Annotated in this window: 21 protein-coding genes, 3 tRNA genes and 1 pseudogene; 14 read left to right on the top strand and 11 right to left on the bottom strand. The window is 72.1% G+C overall.

From position 1 onward, the window contains the following. Positions 1-7 precede the first annotated feature (7 nt). From BJ961_RS35090 to BJ961_RS35070, 5 genes are all read left to right on the top strand, one after another. Positions 8-370 (top strand): hypothetical protein, encoded by a 363-nt coding sequence (locus BJ961_RS35090; protein WP_271416780.1) that lies wholly within the window; start codon positions 8-10, stop codon positions 368-370. A gap of 150 nt (positions 371-520) precedes the next feature. Next, a complete protein-coding gene (gene purD, locus BJ961_RS35085; RefSeq protein WP_271416779.1) occupies positions 521-1771 on the top strand; it encodes a phosphoribosylamine--glycine ligase in 1251 nt (416 codons plus the stop codon). Positions 1772-2093: 322 nt separating this feature from the next. Beyond that, on the top strand, positions 2094-4511 hold the full coding sequence (locus BJ961_RS35080; RefSeq protein WP_271416778.1) for a hypothetical protein: 2418 nt from the start codon (positions 2094-2096) through the stop codon (positions 4509-4511). A gap of 230 nt (positions 4512-4741) precedes the next feature. Further along, complete coding sequence (locus BJ961_RS35075) at positions 4742-6202, top strand: N,N-dimethylformamidase beta subunit family domain-containing protein (protein WP_271416777.1); 1461 nt, start codon at positions 4742-4744, stop codon at positions 6200-6202. 88 nt (positions 6203-6290) lie between these two features. Further along, a complete protein-coding gene (locus BJ961_RS35070; protein WP_271416776.1) occupies positions 6291-7190 on the top strand; it encodes a phosphoribosylaminoimidazolesuccinocarboxamide synthase in 900 nt (299 codons plus the stop codon). Between the two features lie 64 nt (positions 7191-7254). Here BJ961_RS35070 and BJ961_RS35065 read toward each other — a convergent pair. From BJ961_RS35065 to BJ961_RS35030, 8 genes are all read right to left on the bottom strand, one after another. Then, positions 7255-7330: transfer RNA gene (locus BJ961_RS35065), tRNA-Gly, on the bottom strand. 37 nt (positions 7331-7367) lie between these two features. Beyond that, entirely contained in the window at positions 7368-7982 is a 615-nt protein-coding gene (locus BJ961_RS35060) for a response regulator transcription factor (RefSeq protein WP_271416775.1), read from the bottom strand. Further along, complete coding sequence (locus BJ961_RS35055) at positions 7979-9226, bottom strand: sensor histidine kinase (protein WP_271416774.1); 1248 nt, start codon at positions 9224-9226, stop codon at positions 7979-7981. The genes BJ961_RS35060 and BJ961_RS35055 overlap by 4 nt, the downstream gene beginning before the upstream one ends. A 29-nt stretch (positions 9227-9255) precedes the next feature. Beyond that, positions 9256-10071: an ABC transporter permease gene (locus BJ961_RS35050; RefSeq protein WP_271416773.1), complete on the bottom strand. Its 816-nt coding sequence runs from the start codon at positions 10069-10071 to the stop codon at positions 9256-9258. Then, positions 10068-11072, bottom strand: a complete 1005-nt coding sequence (locus BJ961_RS35045) for an ABC transporter ATP-binding protein (RefSeq protein WP_271416772.1) — start codon at positions 11070-11072, stop codon at positions 10068-10070. Before BJ961_RS35045 ends, BJ961_RS35050 begins: the two co-directional genes overlap by 4 nt. Before the next feature lie 145 nt (positions 11073-11217). Beyond that, positions 11218-11290 (bottom strand) — tRNA-Gly (locus tag BJ961_RS35040). Positions 11291-11386: 96 nt separating this feature from the next. Next, positions 11387-11458, bottom strand: a tRNA-Gly gene (locus tag BJ961_RS35035). Positions 11459-11623: 165 nt separating this feature from the next. Further along, on the bottom strand, positions 11624-11941 hold the full coding sequence (locus BJ961_RS35030; protein ID WP_271416771.1) for a histone-like nucleoid-structuring protein Lsr2: 318 nt from the start codon (positions 11939-11941) through the stop codon (positions 11624-11626). A 350-nt stretch (positions 11942-12291) separates the two neighbouring features. On the opposite strand from BJ961_RS35030, the gene purS reads away from it, so the two are divergent. Genes purS through purL form a run of 3 tightly spaced genes read left to right on the top strand, consistent with a single transcriptional unit; the run spans position 12292 to position 15496 of the window. Further along, positions 12292-12564, top strand: coding sequence for a phosphoribosylformylglycinamidine synthase subunit PurS (purS, locus tag BJ961_RS35025; RefSeq protein ID WP_003974895.1), 273 nt, complete (start codon positions 12292-12294; stop codon positions 12562-12564). Next, positions 12561-13241 carry a phosphoribosylformylglycinamidine synthase subunit PurQ gene (gene purQ / locus BJ961_RS35020; RefSeq protein WP_271416770.1) on the top strand — a complete coding sequence of 227 codons (681 nt, stop codon included), beginning with the start codon at positions 12561-12563 and terminating at the stop codon, positions 13239-13241. The genes purS and purQ overlap by 4 nt, the downstream gene beginning before the upstream one ends. After that, positions 13238-15496, top strand: coding sequence for a phosphoribosylformylglycinamidine synthase subunit PurL (gene purL, locus BJ961_RS35015; RefSeq protein WP_271416769.1), 2259 nt, complete (start codon positions 13238-13240; stop codon positions 15494-15496). Before purQ ends, purL begins: the two co-directional genes overlap by 4 nt. Positions 15497-15574: 78 nt before the next feature. Here purL and BJ961_RS35010 read toward each other — a convergent pair. Continuing rightward, positions 15575-15763: pseudogene (locus BJ961_RS35010) on the bottom strand (Uma2 family endonuclease); the annotation flags it as partial. Positions 15764-15910: 147 nt separating this feature from the next. Between BJ961_RS35010 and BJ961_RS35005 the strand changes: the two are divergent. From BJ961_RS35005 to purM, 6 genes are all read left to right on the top strand, one after another. Next, positions 15911-16393, top strand: coding sequence for an ArsR/SmtB family transcription factor (locus BJ961_RS35005; RefSeq protein ID WP_271417266.1), 483 nt, complete (start codon positions 15911-15913; stop codon positions 16391-16393). Between the two features lie 55 nt (positions 16394-16448). Next, complete coding sequence (locus BJ961_RS35000; protein WP_271417265.1) at positions 16449-17324, top strand: M23 family metallopeptidase; 876 nt, start codon at positions 16449-16451, stop codon at positions 17322-17324. A gap of 353 nt (positions 17325-17677) precedes the next feature. Beyond that, positions 17678-18475 (top strand): maleylpyruvate isomerase family mycothiol-dependent enzyme, encoded by a 798-nt coding sequence (locus BJ961_RS34995; protein ID WP_271416768.1) that lies wholly within the window; start codon positions 17678-17680, stop codon positions 18473-18475. A gap of 153 nt (positions 18476-18628) precedes the next feature. Beyond that, a complete protein-coding gene (locus BJ961_RS34990; RefSeq protein ID WP_271417264.1) occupies positions 18629-19417 on the top strand; it encodes an META domain-containing protein in 789 nt (262 codons plus the stop codon). A 62-nt stretch (positions 19418-19479) separates the two neighbouring features. Continuing rightward, positions 19480-21006: an amidophosphoribosyltransferase gene (gene purF, locus BJ961_RS34985; RefSeq protein WP_271416767.1), complete on the top strand. Its 1527-nt coding sequence runs from the start codon at positions 19480-19482 to the stop codon at positions 21004-21006. 71 nt (positions 21007-21077) lie between these two features. Next, the gene (purM, locus tag BJ961_RS34980) at positions 21078-22145 is read left to right on the top strand and encodes a phosphoribosylformylglycinamidine cyclo-ligase (RefSeq protein WP_271416766.1); all 1068 of its coding nucleotides are present in this window, start codon (positions 21078-21080) and stop codon (positions 22143-22145) included. 87 nt (positions 22146-22232) lie between these two features. Here the strand turns inward: purM and BJ961_RS34975 are convergent, their stop codons facing one another. Continuing rightward, on the bottom strand, positions 22233-22487 hold the full coding sequence (locus BJ961_RS34975) for a DUF3073 domain-containing protein (protein WP_003974884.1): 255 nt from the start codon (positions 22485-22487) through the stop codon (positions 22233-22235). 332 nt (positions 22488-22819) lie between these two features. Continuing rightward, complete coding sequence (locus BJ961_RS34970; protein ID WP_271416765.1) at positions 22820-23914, bottom strand: Leu/Phe/Val dehydrogenase; 1095 nt, start codon at positions 23912-23914, stop codon at positions 22820-22822. Positions 23915-24088 lie beyond the last annotated feature (174 nt).

Here is a 24088-nt window from a genome sequence, read left to right as displayed (position 1 = left end):
ACGTGCAGTGGAAGATCGAGGCGGTCGTCGACCCCTCCGGCGGCTCGGCGCCCCCGCCCGGCCCCTCCGGCGGCTACGGCGGACCCGGGAGCGGCGGCATCGGCGGTGGTGGCGGAGGCGGCTTCGGCGGCGGCGCCCCCGCACCGCGGCCGTCGGCGCCCGCGTCCGCCGCCCCGGCTCCCGCGCCCTCCCCGGCTTCCGCCCCCGCGCCCGCCCCCGGCCCCCGGCACCCGAGCCGCCCCCGGTCTCCCCCGAGGACGACATCCCCGAGGACGACGACCCGGACCTCGACGAGTCGGCCCTCTCCGGCAAGGAGCTGCTGGTGCGCGAGCTGGGCGCGACGGTGGTCGAGGAGATCGCGAACGAGTAGCGGCGCACGGCGGGCAGCGCCCCGGCGCGTTCCCGGGGTGCTCCCGGGGTGCTCCTGGAGTGCTCCTGGAGGAACGTACGAGCCCACGCTCACCGGCCTCTCGGAAGCCCGCACAAACCGCACCGGTCCGCTCCCATTAGGCTTCACCCCGTGAAGGTCCTTGTCATCGGCGGCGGCGCCCGCGAACACGCCCTGTGCCGTTCCCTGTCCCTCGACCCCGACGTCACCGCGCTGCACTGCGCACCCGGCAACGCCGGTATCGCCGAGGTCGCCGAACTGCACCAGGTCGACGCCCTCGACGGCGCGGCCGTCACCGCGCTGGCCACCCGGCTCGGCGCCGAACTGGTCGTCGTCGGACCCGAGGCGCCACTGGTCGCCGGGGTCGCCGACGCCGTGCGCGAGGCGGGCATCCCGGTCTTCGGGCCGTCGGGCGAGGCCGCGCGGCTGGAGGGCTCCAAGGCCTTCGCCAAGGACGTCATGGCCGGTGCCGGCGTCCCCACGGCCCGCTCCTACGTCTGCACGAACCCCGACGAGACCGACGCGGCCCTCGCCGCCTTCGGCGCCCCCTACGTCGTCAAGGACGACGGGCTGGCCGCCGGCAAGGGCGTCGTCGTCACCGACGACGTCGAGGCCGCCCGGACGCACGCGGCGGCCTGCGACCGCGTCGTCATCGAGGAGTTCCTGGACGGCCCCGAGGTGTCCCTCTTCGCCATCACCGACGGCGAGAACGTACGGCCGCTCCAGCCCGCCCAGGACTTCAAGCGCGCCCTCGACGGCGACCGGGGCCCGAACACCGGCGGCATGGGCGCGTACTCGCCGCTGCCCTGGGCCGACCCCAAGCTGGTCGACGAGGTCGTGCAGAGCGTGCTCCAGCCGACCGTCGACGAGATGCGCCGCCGCGGCACCCCCTTCTCCGGCCTGCTGTACGCCGGACTCGCGATCACCTCGCGCGGCGTTCGCGTGATCGAGTTCAACGCCCGCTTCGGCGACCCCGAGACGCAGGTCGTGCTGGCCCGCCTGCAGACCCCGCTCGCCGGTCTGCTGATGGCCGCCGCCACCGGCAACCTCGCCGACCTCGAACCGCTGCGCTGGAGCGACGACGCGGCCGTCACGGTGGTCGTCGCCTCCCCCAACTACCCCGGCACCCCGCGCACCGGCGACCCGATCACCGGCCTCGACGAGGTGGCCGCCCAGGACGCCCCGCACGCCTACGTCCTGCACGCCGGTACCCGCGCCGAGGGCGACGCCGTCGTCAGCGCCGGCGGACGCGTCCTGTCCGTCACGGCGACCGGCGCCGACCTCACCGAGGCCCGCGACCGTGCCTACCGGGCCGTCGCCCGTATCGGCCTCGACGGCTCGCAGCACCGCACCGACATCGCGGCGAGGGCGGCGGGCGCGTAGCCCTCGCGACACTCCCGGACACCCGTTCCACACCGAACCCGGCAGGCCCCGGCTCCGTCTCAGGAGCCGGGGCCTGACCCTTGCTGTCCGTCTCCAGCTCTCCCCAAAGCCATTCCATCGGGTGACCGATAGGCCATACGGCTGACGGGCGGGAAGGCCCCAACTATGGTGCCGCGCAAGCGTTCCGGCACTTGGCCCACCGGCATTGCGATGTCAGTGCCCGGTGCCACAGTGGGGGAGTGAGCAGAAGCAGAGAAGCAGCGGAGCAGCAGCAGGACGGTCCAGGACAGACAGGGCAGCGATGAGGGGATGAGGTCCGGCCGTGACCGGTAACGGTGGTGTGGAGATGGGCGCGCTGGCCGCGCGTTCCCGGGCGCTGGCGGTGCTGCGCGTGCGCAGCCGGGCGCTGGCCGTGGCCCTGCTGCCGGCCGCCGCCGCCGTGATCCTCCTCGTCGGGGGCTCCAGCGGGCGTCTCACGGGCGCCGGCTGGGACGCCCTGCGCTGGGCCGTGTGCGTCCTCGCACTGCTCGTGCTGCCGGCCGCCGCCGGAGTCGCCCTGGTGGTGGCCCGCTCCCGGCCCGCGACGACTCCCACGGTCACGGTCGCCGAGGAGTCGGCGCCCGACCTGTACCGGATGGTGCGCGACCTGGCCGACCGCCTCGACGTCCCCGCGCCCTCCGCGATAGCGCTCACCCCGGACTGCGACAGCTGGCTGGAGGACCGCACCCACGCGACCCACGGCCCGCCGCCCGCCCTCAAGCACGACGACGACCTGACCGGCCCGGGCGGCCCCGCCCGCCGCCGGAGTGCTCCCACCGCGCCCGTCCTGGTCATCGGCTCCCCCTTCCTGTGGTGGATGCGGGTGGGGGAGCTGCGTGCCGTGCTCGCCCCGGTCGTCGCCGGTACGGGGCCCTCGGCCCACCCGGACATAGCCGCGGCCCGGCGCTTCATACGGGGCCTGGACGCCGCCGTGGCGGTGGCCTCCGTGAGGAGGCGCGACCCGCTGTCCCGGGTGGTCTGCGCGGGCCTCGGCCGGGTGTCACGGCTCCTGCTGCGCAGTTGTCGCGGCCATGCGACCGAGATGGAGCGCGGGGTCGCGGCCGCCGCCGCCGAGCGTGCACAGGCTGTGGACTACGGTCTGCGGATCGTCGCGCAGGAGCAGGTCGGGCTCGCCTACGCGGGCTGGGACCGGCTGCTGACCCGGGTGGCGCTGCCCGCCTGGCGGATGGGCCGCTGGCCCTCCCGGCTGGACGTGGGAGTCGTCGCGGCCCTCACGGAGCTGTCCCGCCGCGACCGCCTGGCCGAGGGCTTCGCCTCCCGTCTGGGCGAGCGTCCCGCCTGTGACCTGCTGGAGGAGCCCGGGGCGATGGACGAGGCGGTCTCCCTCCTCGCCGCGCGCCTCTTCCACGGAGGCCCCGCCGAGACCGGCCCCGACTGGTCTCCGGTCGGATGGGACGAGTACCCCGAGGAGGTCGTCGACCGGACCTGGCGCACGGACGCCGCCCGCCTGCACCGCGTCCTGGACACCCTGGGCGTCCGCCGGGAGGCGCAGGGCACACCACCGGGCACGGACGGCCCCACCCTGGCCCGCCTCCTGGACCACCTCACCACCCCGGGCCATGCGACCACCGACGACCCTCCCGGGACGACCACGACCACGACCACGACCACGACCGTGGCCGAGGGGGAGGCGGCGGCGGAGACAGCCCCGAGCGCAGGGGCCGAATCCCCCGTCCGGCCGGAACCGACGAGCGGCACCCCCGCCCGGCCGGGCGCCCCGACCCTCCCCACCAACGCCCCGCTGTCGCCGTCCGACGCCAACGGCGCCCCGCACCCGCCGTCCGGTGACCCGGACACCCCGGCTGACGTGCCGCCGGGGGCCGCTGGCTCCGATGCCCTGGCCGATGCGGCGCCGCGGCAGCCCGGTGGCCATGACGCCCCGCTGTCGGCGTCCGGTCCCAACGGTGTTCCGCACCTGCCGTCCGGTGGCCCGGGCACCCCCGCTGACGTGCCGCCGACGGCCCCTGGCCTCGACGCCCCGGCGCCGTCGCCGTCGGGTGCCGATGCCACCGCGCCGCAGCGGGCCGGTGGCCATGACGCTCCGCACCCGCCGTCCGCCGACCCCGGCACCCCCACCGGCGTAGCGCCGTCGCCACCCGGTGCCAACGCCGCCGACACCGCGCCGCAGCGGGCCGGTGGCCATGACGCCCCGCACTCCCCGACCGGCGCCGGCGCCGGCGCCCCGCACCCTCCGACCGACGGCCCCCACGCCCCCGCCGATCACCTCCGCACCCCCCTCGACGACGAGGACGACCTCGACGGCACCACGGCTCGCGGTGCCGCCCTCGCTGCCGGGCTCAGTGCGCAACTGGCCCGCGAGGAGGCGGAGGGGAGGCTCACCGGTGCCGGGGGCGCTCCCGCCGCCGGGGCGGGCGGCCCCGATGCCGTTCTCTGGGACGATCGGGCGCTCCCCCTCCTCCCGCTGCAGCCCCCGCGCACCGGCCGCGAGATCCTCACCGCGCACGTCACGGCGATGGTGTGCTGCGCGGCGATGGACACCGCCGGAGCCGCCCCCGGCCTCGACTGGCTCGACGGGCCCTCGCTCCTCTTCGACGGCGCCCGCGCCGCGGACCTGGCGCCCGGAGTGCTCAGCCTGGTCGAGACGGGCGACCCGGGCCCGTTGCGCGCCTGGATGACCGACCTCGGCATACGCCCGGAGAAGCCGGTGCGGCTGGTCTGAGTACCCCCGCCGGTCTCCAGGCGGCCCGGCGACCCGGCCGTCCCGGCCCGACCCCGGGAGACGAACCAAACGGACCGAACCAAACGGACCCCCCAATTCCACTTTCGGCCACTTCGCAACGAACGGTGACAGCTCGCGTGCGAAATGTGATGTGCTGGGACCGATCGCGCACATGGCAAAGGCATTCGTCATACGCACGACCACGGGGGCACGAGGGAGGGGACTGTCCCATGGGGCCCGAGCAGATCCGCCGCTGGGAGTCGGGAGCACTCGCGCACGCCGTGACGGACCCCTTCGGACAGGGGCCCGTCCCGTGGTTGCGCGGCGGCGAGACGTACTTCGGAGACACCGGCCAGGTGGTCGCCTGGTACGCGGACCAGGACGCCGCCGCGTCCGACGGGAGCGCTCCCCGTGCCGCCGACGACGTCCGCCGCCAGATCAAGGGCTTCACCGCGACGGGAGCCGCCGCCCCGGGCGAGGCCATCGACTTCCACGTCACCGTCGACCCGCCGCAGGAGTTCAGCGTCGACGTCTACCGGATCGGCCACTACGGCGGGGACGGCGCCGCCAAGATCACCACCAGCCCCCGGCTGTCCGGCATCGTGCAGCCGCCGCCGCTCACCGCCGACCGCACGGTCTCCTGCCACCACTGGTGGCTGTCCTGGCGGCTCCAGATCCCCTCGTACTGGAACATCGGCGCGTACGTGGCCGTCCTCACCACCGCCGACGGCTACCGCTCCCACGTCCCCTTCACGGTCCGCGACAGCCACCCCGCCGACCTGCTGCTCCTCCTGCCGGACGTCACCTGGCAGGCGTACAACCTGTACCCGGAGGACGGCCGGACCGGTGCGAGCCTCTACCACGCCTGGGACGAGGAGGGCCGGCTCCTCGGTGAGGCGGACGCCGCGACGACCGTCTCCTTCGACCGCCCGTACGCCGGGGCCGGTCTCCCCCTCCACGTGGGCCACGCCTACGACTTCATCCGCTTCGCCGAGCGCTACGGCTACGACGTCGCCTACGCCGACGCCCGCGACCTGCACTCCGGCCGGGTGGATCCGACCCGCTACCGGGGGCTGGTCTTCCCGGGCCACGACGAGTACTGGTCGAGCGCCATGCGCCGCACCACCGAACTCGCCCGCGAGCAGGGCACCTCCCTGGTCTTCCTCTCCGCCAACACCATGTACTGGCAGGTGGAACTGGCGCCCTCCCCGTCCGGGGCCCCCGACCGCCTGCTGACCTGCCGCAAGCGCAGGGGACCCGGCCGGCCCGCGCTGTGGCGGGAGCTGGACCGCGCCGAGCAGCAGCTCCTCGGCATCCAGTACGCCGGGCGCGTCCCCGAACCGCATCCGATGATCGTCCGCAACGCCGGCCACTGGCTCTGGGAGGCCACCGGGGCGCACGAGGGCGACGCGATCGAGGACCTGGTCGCGGGCGAGGCCGACCGCTACTTCCCGCGCACCGCGCTCCCCGAGCACGACGAGCGGATCCTGCTCGCCCACTCCCCGTACGCCGACGCCGGCGGCGCCCGCCGCCACCAGGAGACGTCGCTGTACCGGACCCCGTCGGGCGCCTGGGTCTTCGCGTCCGGGACCTTCGCCTGGTCCCCGGCCCTGGACCGCCCCGGCCACGTCGACCCGCGGGTCCAGCGGGCCACGGCCAACCTCCTGGACCGCATCTGCAAACGGGACTGAGACCGGCGCACGAGACCGCCCCGCCGTCCACCGCGCCCGCGACATACGGGAGAATCGACGTACTTGGACAGAACCACGGGGAGGAACCGTGTCCGGATTCGTTGAAAAGCCCGAGCCGATCCAGGTTCCGGGCCTGGTGCATCTGCACACCGGCAAGGTGCGCGAGCTGTACCGGAACGAGGCGGGCGACCTCGTGATGGTCGCCAGTGACCGCATCTCCGCCTACGACTGGGTGCTGCCGACCGAGATCCCCGACAAGGGCCGGGTCCTCACCCGGCTCTCCCTGTGGTGGTTCGAGCAGCTCGCCGACCTGGCCCCGAACCACGTCCTGAGCACCGAGCTGCCCGCCGGCGCCCCCGCCGACTGGGAGGGCCGCGCGCTGGTCTGCAAGTCGCTGCGGATGGTCCCCGTGGAGTGCGTGGCCCGCGGCTACCTCACCGGCTCGGGCCTGGCGGAGTACGACGAGACCCGCACCGTGTGCGGCCTCGCCCTCCCCGAGGGCCTCGTCGACGGCTCCGAGCTGCCCGCCCCGATCTTCACCCCGGCCACCAAGGCCGAGGTCGGCGAGCACGACGAGAACGTCTCCTACGAGGAGGTCGCCCGCCAGGTCGGCGCCGACACCGCCGCCGCCCTGCGCCAGGCCACCCTCGCCGTCTACTCCCGGGCCCGGGACATCTCCCGCGAGCGCGGCATCGTCCTCGCGGACACGAAGTTCGAGTTCGGCTTCGACGGGGACGACCTGGTCCTCGCCGACGAGGTCCTCACCCCGGACTCCTCCCGCTTCTGGCCGGCTGACCGGTGGCAGCCGGGCCGCGCGCAGCCGTCGTACGACAAGCAGTTCGTGCGGGACTGGCTGACCTCGGCGGAGTCCGGCTGGGACCGCAGGAGCGAGCAGCCTCCGCCGCCGCTGCCGCAGCAGGTCGTGGACGCCACCCGCGCCAAGTACGTGGAGGCCTACGAGCTGCTGACCGGCCAGAGCTGGTCGTAGCGGCAGAGGCCGCAGAAGGCCGCACACGAAGAAGCCCCCGGCCGAAAACCGGGGGCTTCTCGTCTGGAGCGAACGACGAGGTTCGAACTCGCGACCTCAACCTTGGCAAGGTTGCGCTCTACCAACTGAGCTACGTTCGCACTGCGCGCCGTGGATTTCTCCGTGGTGCGACAGCCACTATACCCAACCGCGCTCCCTCGCGATCCGCACCGCCGCGTGCCGGTTCTCCGCCCCGAGCTTGCTGGCGGCCGACGACAGGTAGTTCCGCACCGTCCCCTCGGCGAGCGCGGCGCGCTCGGCGATCTCCGCGACGGGCGCCCCGTCGGCGGCGTGCTCCAGCACCTCGGCCTCGCGCGCGGTCAGCGGGGAGTCCCCGGCGGAGATCGCGTCGGCGGCCAACTCGGGGTCGACGTAACGGTTTCCGGCGTGCACCGTGCGGATCAGTTCGGCGAGCCGCTGGGCGCTGACCGTCTTGGGGACGAACCCGCGCACGCCCGCCGCGAGCGCCCGCTTCAGATGCCCCGGCCGCCCGTGACTGGTCACGATCAGCACCTTGCAGGCGGGCAGCTCGGCCCGCAGCGATGTGGCGACCTTCACACCGTCGGCGCCGGGCATCTGGAGGTCCAGTACGGCGACGTCCGGCGCGTGTGCCCGGGCCATCGCCAGCGCCTCCGGGCCGGTGGCCGCCTCCGCGACGACGACCAGGTCGTCCTCGAGGGACAGCAGGGCCGCCAGCGCCCCGCGGATGAGGTGTTCGTCGTCGGCGAGCAGGACGCGCACGGTCGTCGTCACGACGCGACCTCCAGCGCGGCCCCGGCCGCGGTGGCGGGCAGCGGCACCTCGGCCGTCAGCCGGAACAGGCCCCGGCCGGCGGCCCCCGCCTCCAGCGTCCCGCCGACTGCCAAGAGCCGCTCCCGCAGCCCCGCGAGCCCCGAGCCGCCCGGGCCCGCCGGGGGACCGTCCCCGGCCGTCTCCGCCACCCCGTCGTTCTCCACCGTCAGCACCACTCGCCCCTCCGCAGGCCGTACCGTCACCGAGCACTTCTCCGCGTTCCCGTGCCGCAGCACGTTCGTCGTCGCCTCCCGCACCACCCAGCCGAGCGCCGACTGCACCTCGGCGGGCAGGCCGCTCGTCTCACCGGTGACCTTCGCGACGATGCCGGCCGCCGACAGCACCCCCCGGGCACCGGCCAGCTCGACGTCCAGGGCGGCCTCCCGGTAGCCGCGTACGACGTCCCGGACCTCCCGCTGCGACTCCTGGGCGATGCGCTGCACCTCGATCATCTGCTCCACCGCCTCGGGGCGTCCGCGCCGGGACAGCTGGACGGCCAGTTCGCTCTTGAGCGCGATCACCGACAGGTTGCGGCCCATCACGTCGTGCAGGTCCCGGCCGAACCGCAGCCGCTCCTCGGCGACGGCGAGTGCCGTCCGGGTCTCCTTGGCGTCGTCGAGCGCGTAGACCGCGTTGAGCAGCCAGAGGGAGAAGATCGAGGTGATGGAGAGGAACCCGCCGGTCACCAGCACCAGGCCGGCCAGCACGACCGACGCGAGGACGGGCATCTCCAGCGGGAACGTGAGGAGCCCCGCGCCCACCGCGAAGGCTCCGACGACGGCGGCCATGCGCCGCGGGCCGCTCACCCCGAGCGTCATGACACCGGCGGCGAAACACAGGACTCCGCCGTAGACGGAGCCCGCCGCGGTCTCCACCTCGCCGGCCGGTCCGCGGTCCGCGATCACGACCGCGGTGGCCGAGACCACGGCGCTGACGACGACGAGCGTCCACATCGCCCGCACGGGCTGCGGACGCCGGCCGCGCGTCCAGTCCAGCGCCCGGGACGAGACCAGCATGCAGACCGCGGCGTGCACGGTCACCAGCAGACACAGCACGGTGGCGAGTCCGGCGCCGGTCCGGCCGAAGGCGGTCACCCCCAGCGCGAGGATCTCGATGACCCCGAAGAAGTGGAACGACCACCGCGTGTACGTCTCCACCTTCGCCGGCGTGCTCTTGAGCCGCCACCATCCGCCCGGCCTGCGCATCCGTCCGCCGCTCCCGCTCGCCCCGTACCTCAGTGCCGTGGCTCCCAGCGGAACCACCGTCGTACAGCAAACACCGCCACCACGGTCCAGGCCACCGCCGTCGCCACGGCGCCCAGCGCGTCGGCGGCCGACAGGTCGCCGGTCCAGCCGCCGCGCACCAGGGTGATGACGGGTGTCAGCGGCAGCAGCTCGCACACGGAGGCCAGCCGGTCGGGGAGCAGGCCCAGCGGGAGGAACAAGCCGGAGCCGGCCATCGAGACGAACATGATCGGCAGCGGCGTGACCTGCGCGCTCTCGCCGGTCCTGGTGAAGCTCGCGGTGACCGCCGCGAGCGCGGCGCACAGCACCAGGCCCAGCAGCAGGCCGACGACGGCCAGGTGGGGCGCCGACGGCGCGGACAGGTCGAGGAGGACGGCGCAGCCCACCGCGAGCAGCACGCACTGCACGAGCCCGCTGAGGACGGCCGGCAGCGCGGACCCGGCGAGAATCTCCACGTCCCGCAGTTCGCCGGTGCGCAGCCGCTTGAGGACGAGTTCCTCGCGCCGGACGACGAAGACGCCGACCAGGGCCGAGTAGACGGCGAACAGCAGGGAGAAGCCGATCGCGGCGGGCAGCACGAGCGTGCCGACGGTCAGTCCGGCCCCGGCGAGGTCCATCTCCTTGGCCCCCGCCCGCACGCTGAACGGCAACACGAACGGGACGAACAGCGAGGCGAAGACGGTGCCCTTGTTCCGTCCCAGCAGGGTCATCTCGGCGCGGGCGAGCGCGGTCATGCGGCTCATCGGCGTGGTGGTGGCGGTCCCGGCGGCGCGCTCGGTGCGGGCCGGTGCGTCCGTGGCGCTCATGCCGTGTACTCCTTCTCCGTCTTCCGCGTCTTCTGCGCCTTCTGCGTATTCGTCGTGGTGGCGGCCGTCTGTGCGGACACCTTCTTGGCGATGCTCAGGAAGGCCTCCTCCAGGGACGCCGAACGCACGTCCAGGCGCCGCAGTTCCACTCCGGCCTGTCCGGCCCACACCAGCAGGCCGGTGGCCGCGCGCTGGAGTTCCCGGGTGCGCAGCCGGACGATCCGGCCGTCGGTCTCGTGGTCGTCCACGCCCAGTCCGGCCAGCGGCGGCAGGTCGCCCACGAAGTAGCCGTCGGGCAGTTCGAAGGAGATGTGGGACGGCTGTGCGGCGGTCACCTCGGCCGGGGTGCCGGTGGTGGCGATCCGGCCCTCGTGCATGATCGCGAGCCGGTCGGCGAGGTGCTCGGCCTCCTCCAGGTAGTGCGTGGTCAGCAGCACGGTCGTGCCCTGGTCGCGCAGCGCACCGACCAACTCCCAGGTGTCCCGGCGGCCTTCGGCGTCCAGTCCGGTGCTGGGTTCGTCGAGGAAGAGCACCTCGGGGTCGCCGAGCAGCGCGAGCGCCAGGTCCAGGCGGCGCCGCTGGCCCCCGGACAACTGCTTCACCCGGGTGTCGGTCTTCGCCGACAGACCGACCAGCGCCAGCACCTCCGCGGGCGGGCGGGCGCCGCTCACGCAACCCGCCCACATCCGTGCCGTCTCGGCGACGGTCAGTTCGGAGGGGAAGCCGCCCTCCTGGAGCATGACGCCGGTGCGGGGGCGTACGGCGGCCCGCTCGGTGTACGGGTCGTGTCCGAGGACGCGCACCCGCCCGGCGGCCGGAGCGGCGAGCCCCTCCAGCAGTTCGACCGTCGACGTCTTGCCCGCGCCGTTGGTGCCCAGCAGTGCGAAGACCTCGCCGCGGCGCACGGAGAAGTCGATTCCGCGCACGGCCTCGAACCCGCCCCCGTACACACGCCGCAGGTCGGTGACCTCAATCACGTGTTCGTGTCCGCTTGATTGCATGCCTCAAGCATTCCGGTGCCCGGGGCGCGTCAACAGTGCGGGCCGTCATCACCGTGCATGACAAATGTCAGAGCCGGTCCGCGGGACATCCGGGTGCGGGCACACGAAAAGACCCCGGTCCAGAAGGACCGGGGTCTGATTCCCGAGCGGACGACGAGGCTCGAACTCGCGACCTCAACCTTGGCAAGGTTGCGCTCTACCAACTGAGCTACGTCCGCATTCACCCCCGACCACCGGCCTGAACAGGCAGGGCCATCGATCGGTGCGAGCACCAGCCTACCTGATCCCAACGGGTCATCGGTACGGCGATGCAGAGCGGGTGACAGGAATTGCACACTGCGCCTTCCCCCTGGAAGGGGGATGTTCTACTACTGAACTACACCCGCATGTTCCGTGAGCTGGGCCTTTCGGCCTCGCCCCTCGGCGTGCTCCAGACTTTAGCTGATCACCCGGGGTGCTGCGCAAGTCGGTTGCCGCGAGGGGCGGCTGAGCGTCCGTCGACCGCCGTCACGGGAGGCGGCCGACGGAGTGGCGGCTCGCCGGGTGGCGGCTCACCGGGCCGCGGCGAACGCCTCGTACACCCTCTTCGGGATCCGGCCCCGCGCGGGCACGTCCATCCTGTTCGCCTGCGCCCAGGCCCGGACCGCCGCCGGGTCGGGGGCGACCTCCGTCTGCCGGTACGCCTTGCCGGACCGGGAGCGCTTGCGGCCGGCCGAGACGTACGGCTCGAGCGCCTTGCGCAGTTTCCGGGCGTTGGCTTCGTTCAGGTCGATCTCGTACGTCCGGCCGTCGACTCCGAAGGCGATCGTCTCCGCCGCTTCCGAGCCGTCGATGTCGTCAAAGAGAGTGACCACGACACGCTGCGCCACGAATATCGGTCCCTTCGTGCGGCATCTCCGCGATGACGTGCCCGAACGTGCCAAGACGCCGCGATGATGCCGACTGTTCGCCTGTAATTGGGCAAAGTATCGGCTAATGACATTTCATTTGTACAGTGCCCGGCATTGCAATGGGAAGACAGACTAAATCTCTTGGCGTGTCCGCCGGGCAATAGAGGTCCGTGGCTGATCCGGGATCTTTCCCGAAGTTTTTCGCGATCGCCCCCTCTCGATGCCCAATCGTGACTGGGATCACGTACTTTCCTCCAAGGCTACGCGCGTAGAAATTTTGTACGGGTAGTCTGAAGGAACCTGCTCAGCACCACACACCGGGAGTGCCAGTGGCACGCGTCGTAGTCGACGTCATGCTCAAGCCGGAGATCCTCGACCCCCAGGGCCAGGCGGTGCAGCGCGCACTGCCGCGACTGGGTTTCGAAGGGATCTCGGACGTCCGCCAGGGAAAGCGATTCGAACTGGAAGTGGACGGGCCGGTCGACGACGCCGCCCTCGCCCGCATCCATGATCTTGCGGAATCCTTCCTCGCCAACACCGTGATCGAGGACTTCACCGTCAAGGTCGAGTCCGAGGACGTAGTCGCGGGAGCCGCGAAGTGACCGCTCGTATTGGCGTCGTCACTTTCCCCGGCAGTCTCGACGACCGGGACACGCAGCGCGCGATCCGCGTCGCCGGCGCCGAACCCGTCGCTCTCTGGCACAAGGACAAGGACCTCAAGCAGGTCGACGCCGTGGTGCTGTGCGGCGGATTCTCGTACGGCGATTATCTGCGCGCCGGCGCCATCTCGCGCTTCTCGCCGGTGATGGACACCGTCATCGACCAGGCGAAGGCCGGCCTCCCGGTGCTGGGCATCTGCAACGGCTTCCAGATCCTCACGGAGGCCCACCTGCTGCCGGGCGCCATGCTGGGCAACGACCACCTGCACTTCGTCTGCCGCGACCAGAAGCTGCGGGTGGAGAACGCGGACACCTCCTGGACCGGCGACTACACCGCCGGCCAGGAGATCCACATCCCGCTGAAGAACAGGGACGGCCGCTACGTCGCGGACCGGCGCACGGTGGACGAGCTGGAGGCCGAGGGGCGGGTGGCGTTCCGCTACCTGGACGTGAACCCCAACGGCTCGCTCAACGACATCGCGGGCATCTCCAACGCCGCCGGGAACGTCGTCGGCCTCATGCCGCACCCCGAGCACGCCGTGGAGTCGCTGATCGGTACGGGCCGTACCGACGGCCTGCCGTTCTTCACCTCGATCCTCAAGAAGCTGGTCAACGCATGAGCCGGACGCCTCTGGACACGGTCGACAACGCGGCCGCGACCCCCGACGTCGAGCTGCCCTGGGCCGAGCTGGGCCTGAAGAAGGACGAGTACGAGAGGGTCGTGGAGATCCTCGGCCGCCGCCCCACCGGGGCGGAGCTGGCCATGTACTCCGTCATGTGGTCCGAGCACTGCTCGTACAAGAGCAGCAAGGTCCACCTGCGCCAGTTCGGCGAGAAGGCCCCCGAGTCCGAGGCGATGCTCGTCGGCATCGGCGAGAACGCCGGTGTGGTCGACGTCGGCCAGGGCTACGCGGTCACCTTCAAGGTCGAGTCGCACAACCACCCCTCCTACGTGGAGCCCTACCAGGGCGCGGCCACGGGCGTCGGCGGCATCGTCCGCGACATCATCGCGATGGGCGCCCGCCCGGTCGCCGTCGTGGACCCCCTGCGCTTCGGCGCCGCGGACCACCCGGACACCAAGCGCGTCCTGCCCGGCGTCGTCGCCGGCATCGGCGGCTACGGCAACTGCCTGGGCCTGCCCAACATCGGCGGCGAGGTCGTCTTCGACGCCTGCTACCAGGGCAACCCGCTGGTCAACGCCGGTGCCATCGGCGTCATGCGGCACGAGGACATCCACCTCGCCAAGGCGTCCGGCGCGGGCAACAAGGTCATCCTGTACGGCGCCCGCACCGGCGGCGACGGCATCGGCGGCGCGTCGATCCTCGCCTCCGAGACCTTCGACGACGCCAAGCCGTCCAAGCGCCCCGCCGTCCAGGTCGGCGACCCCTTCCAGGAGAAGCTCCTCATCGAGTGCACCCTGGAGGCGTTCGCCGAGAAGCTGGTCGTCGGCATCCAGGACCTGGGAGCGGCGGGCCTGTCCTGCGCGACCAGCGAACTGGCGTCGAACGGCTCGGGCGGCATGCGCGTCACCCTGGACGACGTGCCGCTGCGCGACTCCACGCTCTCGCCCGAGGAAATCCTCATGAGCGAGTCGCAGGAACGCATGTGCGCGGTGGTCGAGCCGGAGAAGGTCGACCGCTTCCTGGAGATCTGCGACAAGTGGGACGTCATCGCCACGGTGATCGGTGAGGTCACGGACGGCGACCGCCTGGAGATCTTCTGGCACGGCGGCAAGATCGTCGACGTCGACCCGCGCACGGTCGCCCACGACGGCCCGGTCTACGAGCGCCCCTACGCCCGCCCGGACTGGCAGGACGCCCTCCAGGCCGACGACGCGAACAAGCTGCCCCGGCCGAAGACGGGCGAGGAGCTGGCGGACCAGGTCCGTCGGCTGGTCGGCTCCCCGAACCAGGCGTCCAAGCAGTGGATCACCCAGCAGTACGACCACTTCGTGCAGGGCAACACGGTCCTCGCCCAGCCCGAGGACTCGGGCATGATCCGCGTGGACGAGGAGTCCGGCCTCGGCGTCGCCATCGCGACCGACGGCAACGGCCGCTACGCCAAGCTCGACCCGTACACGGGCGCGCAGCTGGCGCTCGCGGAGGCCTACCGCAACGTCGCCACGACCGGCGCGAAGCCGCTGGCGGTCTCCGACTGCCTGAACTTCGGCTCGCCGGAGGACCCGGCGGTCATGTGGCAGTTCGCGGAGGCCGTGCGCGGTCTGGCCGACGGCTGCCTGCAGCTCGGCACCCCGGTCACGGGCGGCAACGTCTCCCTCTACAACCAGACGGGCGAGGCCGCCATCCACCCCACCCCGGTGGTCGCGGTCCTCGGCGTCATCGACGACGTGGCCCGCCGCACGCCGGTCGCCTTCCAGGAGGACGGCCAGCTGCTGTACCTGCTGGGCGACACGCGTGAGGAGTTCGGCGGCTCGGCCTGGTCCCAGGTGATCCACGACCACCTCGGCGGCCTGCCCCCGAAGGTCGACCTGGAGCGAGAGCGCCTGCTCGGCGAGATCCTGATCTCCGCCTCCCGCGACGGCATGATCGACTCCGCGCACGACCTGTCCGACGGCGGTCTGGTCCAGGCGGTCGTCGAGTCGGCGCTGCTGGGCGGCAAGGGCGCGCGTCTGGTCGTCCCGGACGGGCTCGACGCGTTCACCTTCCTCTTCTCGGAGTCGGCCGGCCGCGCGGTCGTCGCCGTCCCGCGCTCGGAGGAGCTCCGCTTCAACGACATGTGCGGCGCCCGCGGCCTGCCCGTCACCCGCATCGGCGTGGTCGACGGCGACGCGGTCGAGGTCCAGGGCGAGTTCACCCTCCCCCTGACCGAGCTGCGCGAGGCCCACGAGGGGACGATCCCGGGGCTGCTGGCGTAGCCGCAGGCCCGCTGCGAACAGAGGTCCCGTCCGGAAGCTTCCGGACGGGACCTCTGTGTTTCAGCGGACGTGGTTCCGTTCGGGCCGGCTCTGCATACAGCGCCGGGTCAGCCAAGACAAGACAGTGGTGTGGTCTCCGTCGGTCACTGCTTTGGTCCCGATCCGTCCGTCAATGAACTCCAGCGTGACGGTCTCGGGAGCGGCGGAAGCGATCGTTTCGAACTCGTCCACCGACATCTGAGACGTGTGCTCGGCCATAACCGTCATGTTGCACCTCCTTCCAGGCGCGGACCAGTGTTTCCAGGGGGCGGCGCTCCAGGGCGAGCTTCCACCGTCAGACACACGTACGAGTGAAGCTTGCGCGAGATTACGAACGTACGTAATCTCGAAGAAGTGAAGCAACTGGAACAGCGCGTGGCCGACCTCGAACGGCGCCTCGCCGCCCTGGAAGCCGCCGACCGGCCCGCCTCCCGCCCGAAGGAGGGCGACCTCTGGGCCCTGGAAGGCCTGAAGGAGCAGCTCGCCGGGCTGGGGGCGGAAGCCGGGGGTGTCCTGTTCACCGGCTCCGTGCGCCTGCCGACCGGGGAGCAGTACGCCTGGCAGCACGGCGCGCTCACCGAAGGTCTGCTGGACGCCGACTGGACCGAGTCCGCCGAGGTGTTCGCCGCACTCGGGCACCCCGTGCGGCTGCGGCTGCTGCGGGAGGTGCTCGGCGGCCGACGCACCGCCGCCGAGCTGGCGGAGCTGGACGGAATGGGCACGACCGGCCAGATCTACCACCACCTGCGCCAGCTCACCGGCGCCGGCTGGCTGCACACCACCGGCCGGGGCCGCCACGAGGTGCCGCCGGGGCGCGTCGTACCGCTGCTGGTGGCGCTGTCGACCGCGCGGAACTGACCGCGACCGTCAGGACCGTCACGAACAAGGGGGAACGATGTCCGTCCAGTCCGTACTGTCCGCGCGCAAGCTCGCCATGGTCACCTTCCGGGCGCTGCAACTCGCCTTCGTCGCCCTGGTGGCCGTCGGTGTCCTCTTCGACCCGGGCGTTCCGTGGTGGTGCGTCTTCCTGCCGCTGGTCCTCGCCTACGTCCTGATCACCGTGGTCAACCGCTGGAACGGCGGCGCCCCGGACGCACCCGGCAGGTCCCGCGAGCCCGTCGAGGTCGCCCCGCCGGTCGCCGGCCGCTGGTCCGCGCTGAACAGCCCGGCCGACCGGACCCCGAGCCACGGCATCCACGCCTACGGGCAGACCTTCGCCATCGACCTCGTCGCCGAACCGGAGCCCGGCGCCCGCCCCGGCTTCCGCGCCCTGTGGCCCCTCGCCCGGCGCCCCCGCGACTTCCCGGCGTTCGGCGCCCCGCTCCTCGCGGTGGCCGACGGCACGGTCGTACGGGTCGAGGACGGCCGGCGCGACCACCTGAGCCGCACCTCGTTGCCCGCGCTGCTGTACCTGATGGTCGTCGAGGGCTCGGTGCGGGAGATGGCGGGCGTCCGCCGCATCGTCGGCAACCACCTCGTCCTCGACCTCGGCGACGGCACCCACGCCCTGTACGCCCACGTGCAGCGGGGTTCCCGCACCGTCCGCGAGGGCGACCGGGTCCGCGCCGGCCAGGTCCTCGCCCGGTGCGGCAACTCCGGCAACTCCACCGAGCCGCACGTCCACTTCCAGCTGATGGACGGCCCCGACCCGGACACCGCGCGGGGCATCCGCTTCACCTGGCGCGGCATCGGCGTACCGCGCAACGGCGAGGTCTTCGACGCCCCGGAACCGGCCACCGTGCCCTCCGGCTCCCCGGCATCGCCCGTATCCCCGACTTCGCGCGACTAGACACCTGCTGGGCCTCTCCGACGCGGGCGGCACCATCACGCACCGCGTCCTCGACGAGGACAGCTTCGACCCGGACACCGGGATCCCGCACGACCGCGAGATCTACAGCACGGAGGCGGGCGAACGGACCGGCACCGCCACCGGCATCCGCTGGTTCTTCACCGGCCAGACGGGCGTCCTGCCGGCCGGCCCCGGATCGCGGACGCACCGATGAAGGGCCCGCTCCGCATGCGCAGCCGGACCGCCTACCCGCCGCGGCCCCCGGGCGGCGACATCGCCGGCCGGCCGGCGTCGATGAGGTACCGCGCCTTCCGTGCGTCCTGCTCCGCCGGACAGGCTCTAGGCTCACCGCCATGCCGCCCGCCAGGAAACGCCCCCGCGCCTACGACCCCGCCCGCACCCGTGCCGCCGTTCTCGCCCAGTTCGGCAACGTACGGGCGGCCGTCCGCACCCTCGCCCCCGAGCAGCTCGCGCTGCCGACCCGGCTCGGGGACTGGACCGTGCGGGAGCTGGTCGCGCACGTCGGGATGGCGCTGACCGCAGTGGACCGGCTGCTGGACGAGCCCGAACCCGCGCGGCAGGACGGGCGGCTGCTCGACTGGCCGTTCGCCATCGCCGCCGACGCGGACGCCATCGCCGGGACGGCACGTCGGCTTTCCGCCGAGCACCCCGATCTCGACGCCCACCTCGCCGAGGTCGAGCGGCGCTTCACCGAGCGACTCGACACCCGGCCCGGCGCCAGGCTCCTCCCCACCAGCGCGGGTGCCCTGCCGCTGGCCGACTACGTCGTCACCCGCACCGTCGAGCTGGTCGTGCACACCGACGACCTGAACGCCGCGGTCCCCGGCCTCGACATCCCGCACGACCGGCAGGCCCTGGCCGCGGCGACCCGGCTGCTGGCCGACGCGCTCGCCGTCAAGGCCCCCGGCGGCTCGACCGAGGTGCGGGTCCCGCCGTACGCCGTCGTGCAGTGCGTCGAGGGCCCCCGGCACACCCGGGGCACCCCGCCCAACGTCGTCGAGACCGACCCGCTCACCTGGGTCCGGCTGGCCACCGGACGGCTGACCTGGGAGGACGCCCTGGACGGGGCGAAGGTGAGCGCGAGCGGGGAGCGGGCCGACCTCGGTGCCCTGCTGCCGCTGCTGAGCTGACGGGAAGCCGGGGAGGGAGGAAGGGGAGAGGGAGGGACGGAACCGGAACCTCCCCGTCTCCGTCGAATGGGCATGTACAGGCAGAGCAGGAAGAGCAGGAAGAGCAGGAAGAGCAGGAAGAGCAGGCAGAGCGGGCGGAAGCCGCAGCGCAGCATGACCCTGAGCGCGACCGTGGCGGCCGTCGCCGCGCTCGTCCCGCTCGCCGCGGCCTGCGGCAGCGAGGCGGCCGACGACGCCGGGAGCGGCTCCGTGGGCGCGGAGGGACAGCCCATCACCGGCGTCCGGTGGAGCATCGACAGCGTCACCATCGACGGCACCACCCACCGGGCGCCCGACACGGCCCACGTACGGATCGACGACGGCGGCGAAGCCGCGGGCAGCACCGGCTGTAACAGCTTCAGCGCCCGCGCCGACGTCGAAGGGGACGGCGGCCGCGTCCGGCTCAGCGACGCCATGTTCACCGAGAAGGCCTGCGCCAACACCCCCGCCGACTTCGAGAAGTCCCTCGGCCGCACCCTCACCACCGGCTCGCTCACCACGCGGAACGAGGGGGAGCGGCTCACCCTCACCACCGCCGACGGCGACACCGTCCGGCTCAGCAGGTCCCAGGACGCGTCCCTCTACGGGACGAAGTGGACCGTGGACACCCCGGGGCAGCGGGGCGGGAAGGGCCGCGCCGTCCTCACCTTCGACCAGGACGCGAAGACCGTCTCCGGACGGCTCCCCTGCAACCGCGTCAACGCCGACGCCACCGTCAGCGACGGCCGTATCACCCTCGGCGCCCCGTCCACCACCCGAATGGTGTGCGAAGGCTCACTCATGGATGCCGAGAAGCGGATACTGGGCCTCTTCGGCGGCCGGGCCGAATACCGGATCGATCATGAAACCCTCACGCTGACCAGCGAAGACGGCACCACGATCCGCGCCGTCGCCGGACAGTGAGCCGCCGGTGAGCCCCCGTCCCCAATTCGGACCAGTGGTCGACCTCGCCTACACTCGGTGGCGTGCCACGTGGTGACGGTCGACTCAATCACGATCTGCTTCCCGGCGAGAAGGGCCCCCAGGACGCATGCGGCGTCTTCGGTGTCTGGGCTCCGGGTGAAGAGGTCGCAAAGCTCTCCTACTTCGGGCTGTACGCCCTCCAGCATCGGGGCCAGGAATCCGCGGGAATCGCGGTCAGCAACGGCTCCCAGATCCTCGTCTTCAAGGACATGGGCCTGGTGTCCCAGGTCTTCGACGAGACCTCGCTCGGTTCGCTCCAGGGTCACATCGCGGTCGGTCACGCCCGCTACTCGACCACCGGTGCCTCCGTGTGGGAGAACGCCCAGCCGACGTTCCGTGCCACCGCGCAGGGTTCCATCGCGCTCGGGCACAACGGCAACCTCGTCAACACCGCCCAGCTCGCCGAGCTGGTCGCCGACCTGCCCAAGCAGGACGGCCGCTCCACCCGCGTCGCGGCGACCAACGACACCGACCTGGTCACCGCGCTGCTCGCGGGCCAGGTCGACGACGACGGCAAGCCGCTGACCGTCGAGGAGGCGGCCGGCAAGGTGCTGCCCCAGGTGCGCGGTGCCTTCTCCCTCGTCTTCATGGACGAGCACACCCTCTACGCCGCCCGCGACCCGCAGGGCATCCGCCCGCTGGTCCTCGGCCGCCTCGAGCGCGGCTGGGTGGTCGCCTCCGAGTCCGCCGCCCTCGACATCTGCGGCGCCAGCTTCGTCCGCGAGATCGAGCCGGGCGAGTTCGTCGCCATCGACGAGAACGGCCTGCGCACCTCCCGATTCGCAGAAGCGAAGCCCAAGGGCTGTGTCTTCGAGTACGTCTACCTGGCCCGCCCCGACACCGACATCGCCGGCCGCAACGTCTACCTCTCGCGTGTCGAGATGGGCCGCCGGCTGGCGAAGGAGGCCCCCGCCGAGGCCGATCTCGTCATAGCGACGCCGGAGTCCGGCACCCCCGCCGCGATCGGATACGCCGAGGCCTCCGGCATCCCCTTCGGCAACGGCCTGGTGAAGAACGCCTACGTCGGCCGGACCTTCATCCAGCCCTCGCAGACCATCCGCCAGCTGGGCATCCGCCTCAAGCTGAACCCCTTGAAGGAAGTCATCAAGGGCAAGCGGCTGGTCGTCGTCGACGACTCCATCGTCCGCGGCAACACCCAGCGGGCCCTGGTCCGCATGCTCCGCGAGGCCGGCGCCGCCGAGATCCACATCCGGATCTCGTCCCCGCCCGTGAAGTGGCCCTGCTTCTTCGGCATCGACTTCGCCACCCGCGCCGAACTCATCGCCAACGGCATGAGCGTCGAGGAGATCGGCAGCTCGATGGGCGCCGACTCGCTGGCGTACATCTCCATCGACGGCATGATCGAGTCGACGACCATCGCCAAGCCGAACCTGTGCCGCGCCTGCTTCGACGGCGAGTACCCGATGGAGCTCCCCGACCCCGAGCTGCTCGGCAAGCAGCTCCTGGAGACCGAGCTGGCCGCCGGGCCCGCCGGTACGGCCGCCGCCGACGCCATCCGTCGCCCGTAGCCGTCCGTTCCACAGGCATCCCGGGCTTCCCCCCGGCCTCCCTGCCGTACGACACGAAGGTTCTCATCGTCATGCCTGACACAACTGGTGCCAGCTACGCAGCCGCCGGCGTCGACATCGAGGCGGGCGACCGCGCCGTCGAGCTCATGAAGGAATGGGTCAAGAAGACGCGGCGCCCCGAGGTCCTCGGCGGCCTCGGCGGCTTCGCCGGGCTCTTCGACGCCTCCGCCCTCAAGAACTACGAGCGGCCGCTGCTCGCCTCCGCCACCGACGGCGTCGGCACCAAGGTCGACATCGCCCGGCAGCTCGGTGTGTACGACACCATCGGCCACGACCTGGTCGCCATGGTCATGGACGACATCGTGGTGTGCGGTGCCGAGCCGCTCTTCATGACCGACTACATCTGCGTCGGCAAGGTCCACCCCGAGCGTGTCGCCGCCATCGTCAAGGGCATCGCCGAAGGCTGCGTGCTGGCCGGATGCGCCCTGGTGGGCGGTGAGACGGCCGAACACCCCGGCCTGCTGGGCGCGGACGACTTCGACGTCGCCGGGGCCGGTACGGGCGTCGTGGAGGCCGACCGGCTGCTCGGCCCGGATCGCATCCGTACGGGTGACGCGGTGATCGCCATGGCGTCCTCCGGGCTTCACTCGAACGGGTACTCGCTGGTCCGCCACGTCCTGCTGAACGAGGGCGGGCTGTCCATGGACGCCCACCTCGACGGCCTCGGCCGCACCCTCGGCGAGGAGCTGCTGGAGCCGACCAAGATCTACTCCCTGGACTGCCTGGCCCTCATGCGCACCGCCGAGGTCCACGCCTTCAGCCACGTCACCGGCGGCGGGCTCGCGGCCAACCTGGCCCGCGTGATCCCCGACGGCCTGCACGCCGTGGTCGACCGCTCCACCTGGGCCCCGGGCGCGATCTTCGACCTCGTCGGCCGGACCGGCCGGGTCGAGCGCCTGGAGCTGGAGAAGACCCTCAACATGGGCGTGGGCATGATCGCGATCGTGCCCGAGGAATCGACGGACGTCGCCCTGACGACCCTCGCCGACCGCGGCGTGGACGCCTGGGTGGCCGGCGAGATCACCGACCGGGCAGACCACGAGAGCGGCGCGGCGCTGGTGGGCGACTACGCCGTCTGAGACGCCGCGGATGCGGCGGGTGACGTGGGTAGCACAGAACCCGGTCGGTGACAGAGGTCACCGACCGGGAAGGTGTTCAGTGCAAGGTCAAGCGCCGCGTCGCTGTTGGGATGGGGACTGGCCGTCCTCATCCTCGTCGTCGTCCTCATAGAGGTCGGCGTACTTTGCGTACACGTCGTCGTCCTGCTCATCGTCCTCGAATTGCTCGCCATTCGGCGGTTGCGAATTCGAGGGCGATGCGCCCAGCTCCTCGGCCAGGCGGGAGAGATCAGTCCCACCGCTGTTGTACTTCAGCTGGCGGGCGACCTTCGTCTGCTTGGCCTTGGCCCGGCCGCGCCCCATGGCTCGACCCCCTCAACGACGGGGCTCGACGGCCCCAGAGTCTTGACACGCGTTCATGGTCCGGAACGGGCTCTCCGCAGAGAGACCGGTCCGTAGGGCTTCCACGGTACCTGAGCCCACGCCCATACGGTACGTCGCCCGCAGCACGTGGCCCTGCCCAGGACCGCCGAGGCGCCCCGTCCTCGCTGGTCAACCGCGATTTTAACCACCTTTCGGCGGTCGACCCGCCGGGATAAGTGAGAGTTCTCTCCAACTGCCCCCCGACGGGTACCCGTCAAACGTGCGAAGACCCTGCCGGGCCACCGCCGTACGACGGCCGGATCACCGCCGGTTCACCGGCGGGTGCGCGCCTCCGCCATCCGCTGCTCGGCGATCCGGTCGGCCGCGGCGGCCGGCGGAATACCGTCCTCCTTCGCACGTGCGAATATGGCCAGCGTGGTGTCGTAGATCTTCGCGGCCTTCGTCTTGCACCGGTCGAAGTCGAACCCGTGCAGCTCGTCGGCGACCTGGATGACACCGCCGGCGTTCACCACGTAGTCCGGGGCGTAGAGGATCCCGCGGTCGGCGAGGTCCTTCTCGACGCCGGGGTGGGCGAGCTGGTTGTTGGCCGCGCCGCACACCACCTTGGCGGTCAGCACCGGCACGGTGTCGTCGTTCAGCGCGCCGCCGAGCGCACAGGGCGCGTAGATGTCCAGGTTCTCCACCCGGATCAGCGCGTCGGTGTCGGCGACGGCGACCACCGACGGGTGCCGCTCGGTGATGCTTCGTACGACGTCCTTGCGCACGTCGGTCACGACCACGTGCGCCCCCTCGGCGAGCAGGTGCTCGACCAGGTGGTGGCCGACCTTGCCGACACCCGCGATGCCGACCGTGCGGTCGCGCAGCGTCGGGTCGCCCCACAGGTGCTGGGCGGCGGCCCGCATGCCCTGGTAGACGCCGAAGGAGGTGAGGACGGAGGAGTCGCCCGCGCCGCCGTTCTCGGGGGAGCGACCGGTGGTCCAGCGGCACTCGCGGGCCACGACGTCCATGTCGGCGACGTAGGTGCCGACGTCGCACGCGGTGACGTAGCGGCCGCCGAGCGAGGCGACGAACCGGCCGTAGGCGAGGAGCAGCTCCTCGCTCTTGATCTGCTCCGGGTCACCGATGATCACGGCCTTGCCGCCGCCGTGGTCGAGACCGGCCATGGCGTTCTTGTACGACATCCCGCGCGCGAGGTTCAGCGCGTCGGCGACGGCCTCCGCCTCGCTCGCGTACGGGTAGAAGCGGGTGCCGCCGAGCGCGGGGCCCAGATCGGTGGAGTGGATGGCGATGACGGCCTTGAGACCGCTGGCACGGTCCTGGCAGAGCACGACTTGCTCATGACCCCCCTGATCCGAGTGGAACAGGGTGTGCAGTACATCAGCAGGTGCGCCGGTTACGTCGGTCACGGTGGTGACTCCTGTGTAGTTGCGGCGATTCGAGGCAGGCCCCGTGCGGGTGGCGGGGACTGTGGCACGAGATTAGAGCCTGGTGGTGCCCGCCCGCCGCACAGTGCTCAGGATCACCTCCGCACGGAGTACAGGCGTGCGACGATTTGCTGAGATTCTCGCGCGTTTGTGATC

Source organism: Streptomyces lienomycini, assembly GCF_027947595.1.
Taxonomy (GTDB): Bacteria; Actinomycetota; Actinomycetes; order Streptomycetales; family Streptomycetaceae; genus Streptomyces; species Streptomyces lienomycini.
The sequence above is the reverse complement of the archived record's forward strand: the minus strand, read 5'-3'. Positions and strand labels throughout refer to the sequence as shown.

Excerpts from the sequence above, each read along its gene's own strand:
- purL (WP_271416769.1), top strand. The coding sequence starts at position 13,238 with ATGAGCCGGACGCCTCTGGACACGGTCGACAACGCGGCCGCGACCCCC.
- BJ961_RS35050 (WP_271416773.1), bottom strand. The coding sequence starts at position 10,071 with ATGAGCGCCACGGACGCACCGGCCCGCACCGAGCGCGCCGCCGGGACC.
- BJ961_RS35045 (WP_271416772.1), bottom strand. The coding sequence starts at position 11,072 with ATGCAATCAAGCGGACACGAACACGTGATTGAGGTCACCGACCTGCGG.
- BJ961_RS34975 (WP_003974884.1), bottom strand. The coding sequence starts at position 22,487 with ATGGGGCGCGGCCGGGCCAAGGCCAAGCAGACGAAGGTCGCCCGCCAG.
- purM (WP_271416766.1), top strand. The coding sequence starts at position 21,078 with ATGCCTGACACAACTGGTGCCAGCTACGCAGCCGCCGGCGTCGACATC.
- BJ961_RS34995 (WP_271416768.1), top strand. The coding sequence starts at position 17,678 with ATGCCGCCCGCCAGGAAACGCCCCCGCGCCTACGACCCCGCCCGCACC.
- BJ961_RS35055 (WP_271416774.1), bottom strand. The coding sequence starts at position 9,226 with ATGCGCAGGCCGGGCGGATGGTGGCGGCTCAAGAGCACGCCGGCGAAG.
- BJ961_RS35075 (WP_271416777.1), top strand. The coding sequence starts at position 4,742 with ATGGGGCCCGAGCAGATCCGCCGCTGGGAGTCGGGAGCACTCGCGCAC.
- BJ961_RS34990 (WP_271417264.1), top strand. The coding sequence starts at position 18,629 with ATGACCCTGAGCGCGACCGTGGCGGCCGTCGCCGCGCTCGTCCCGCTC.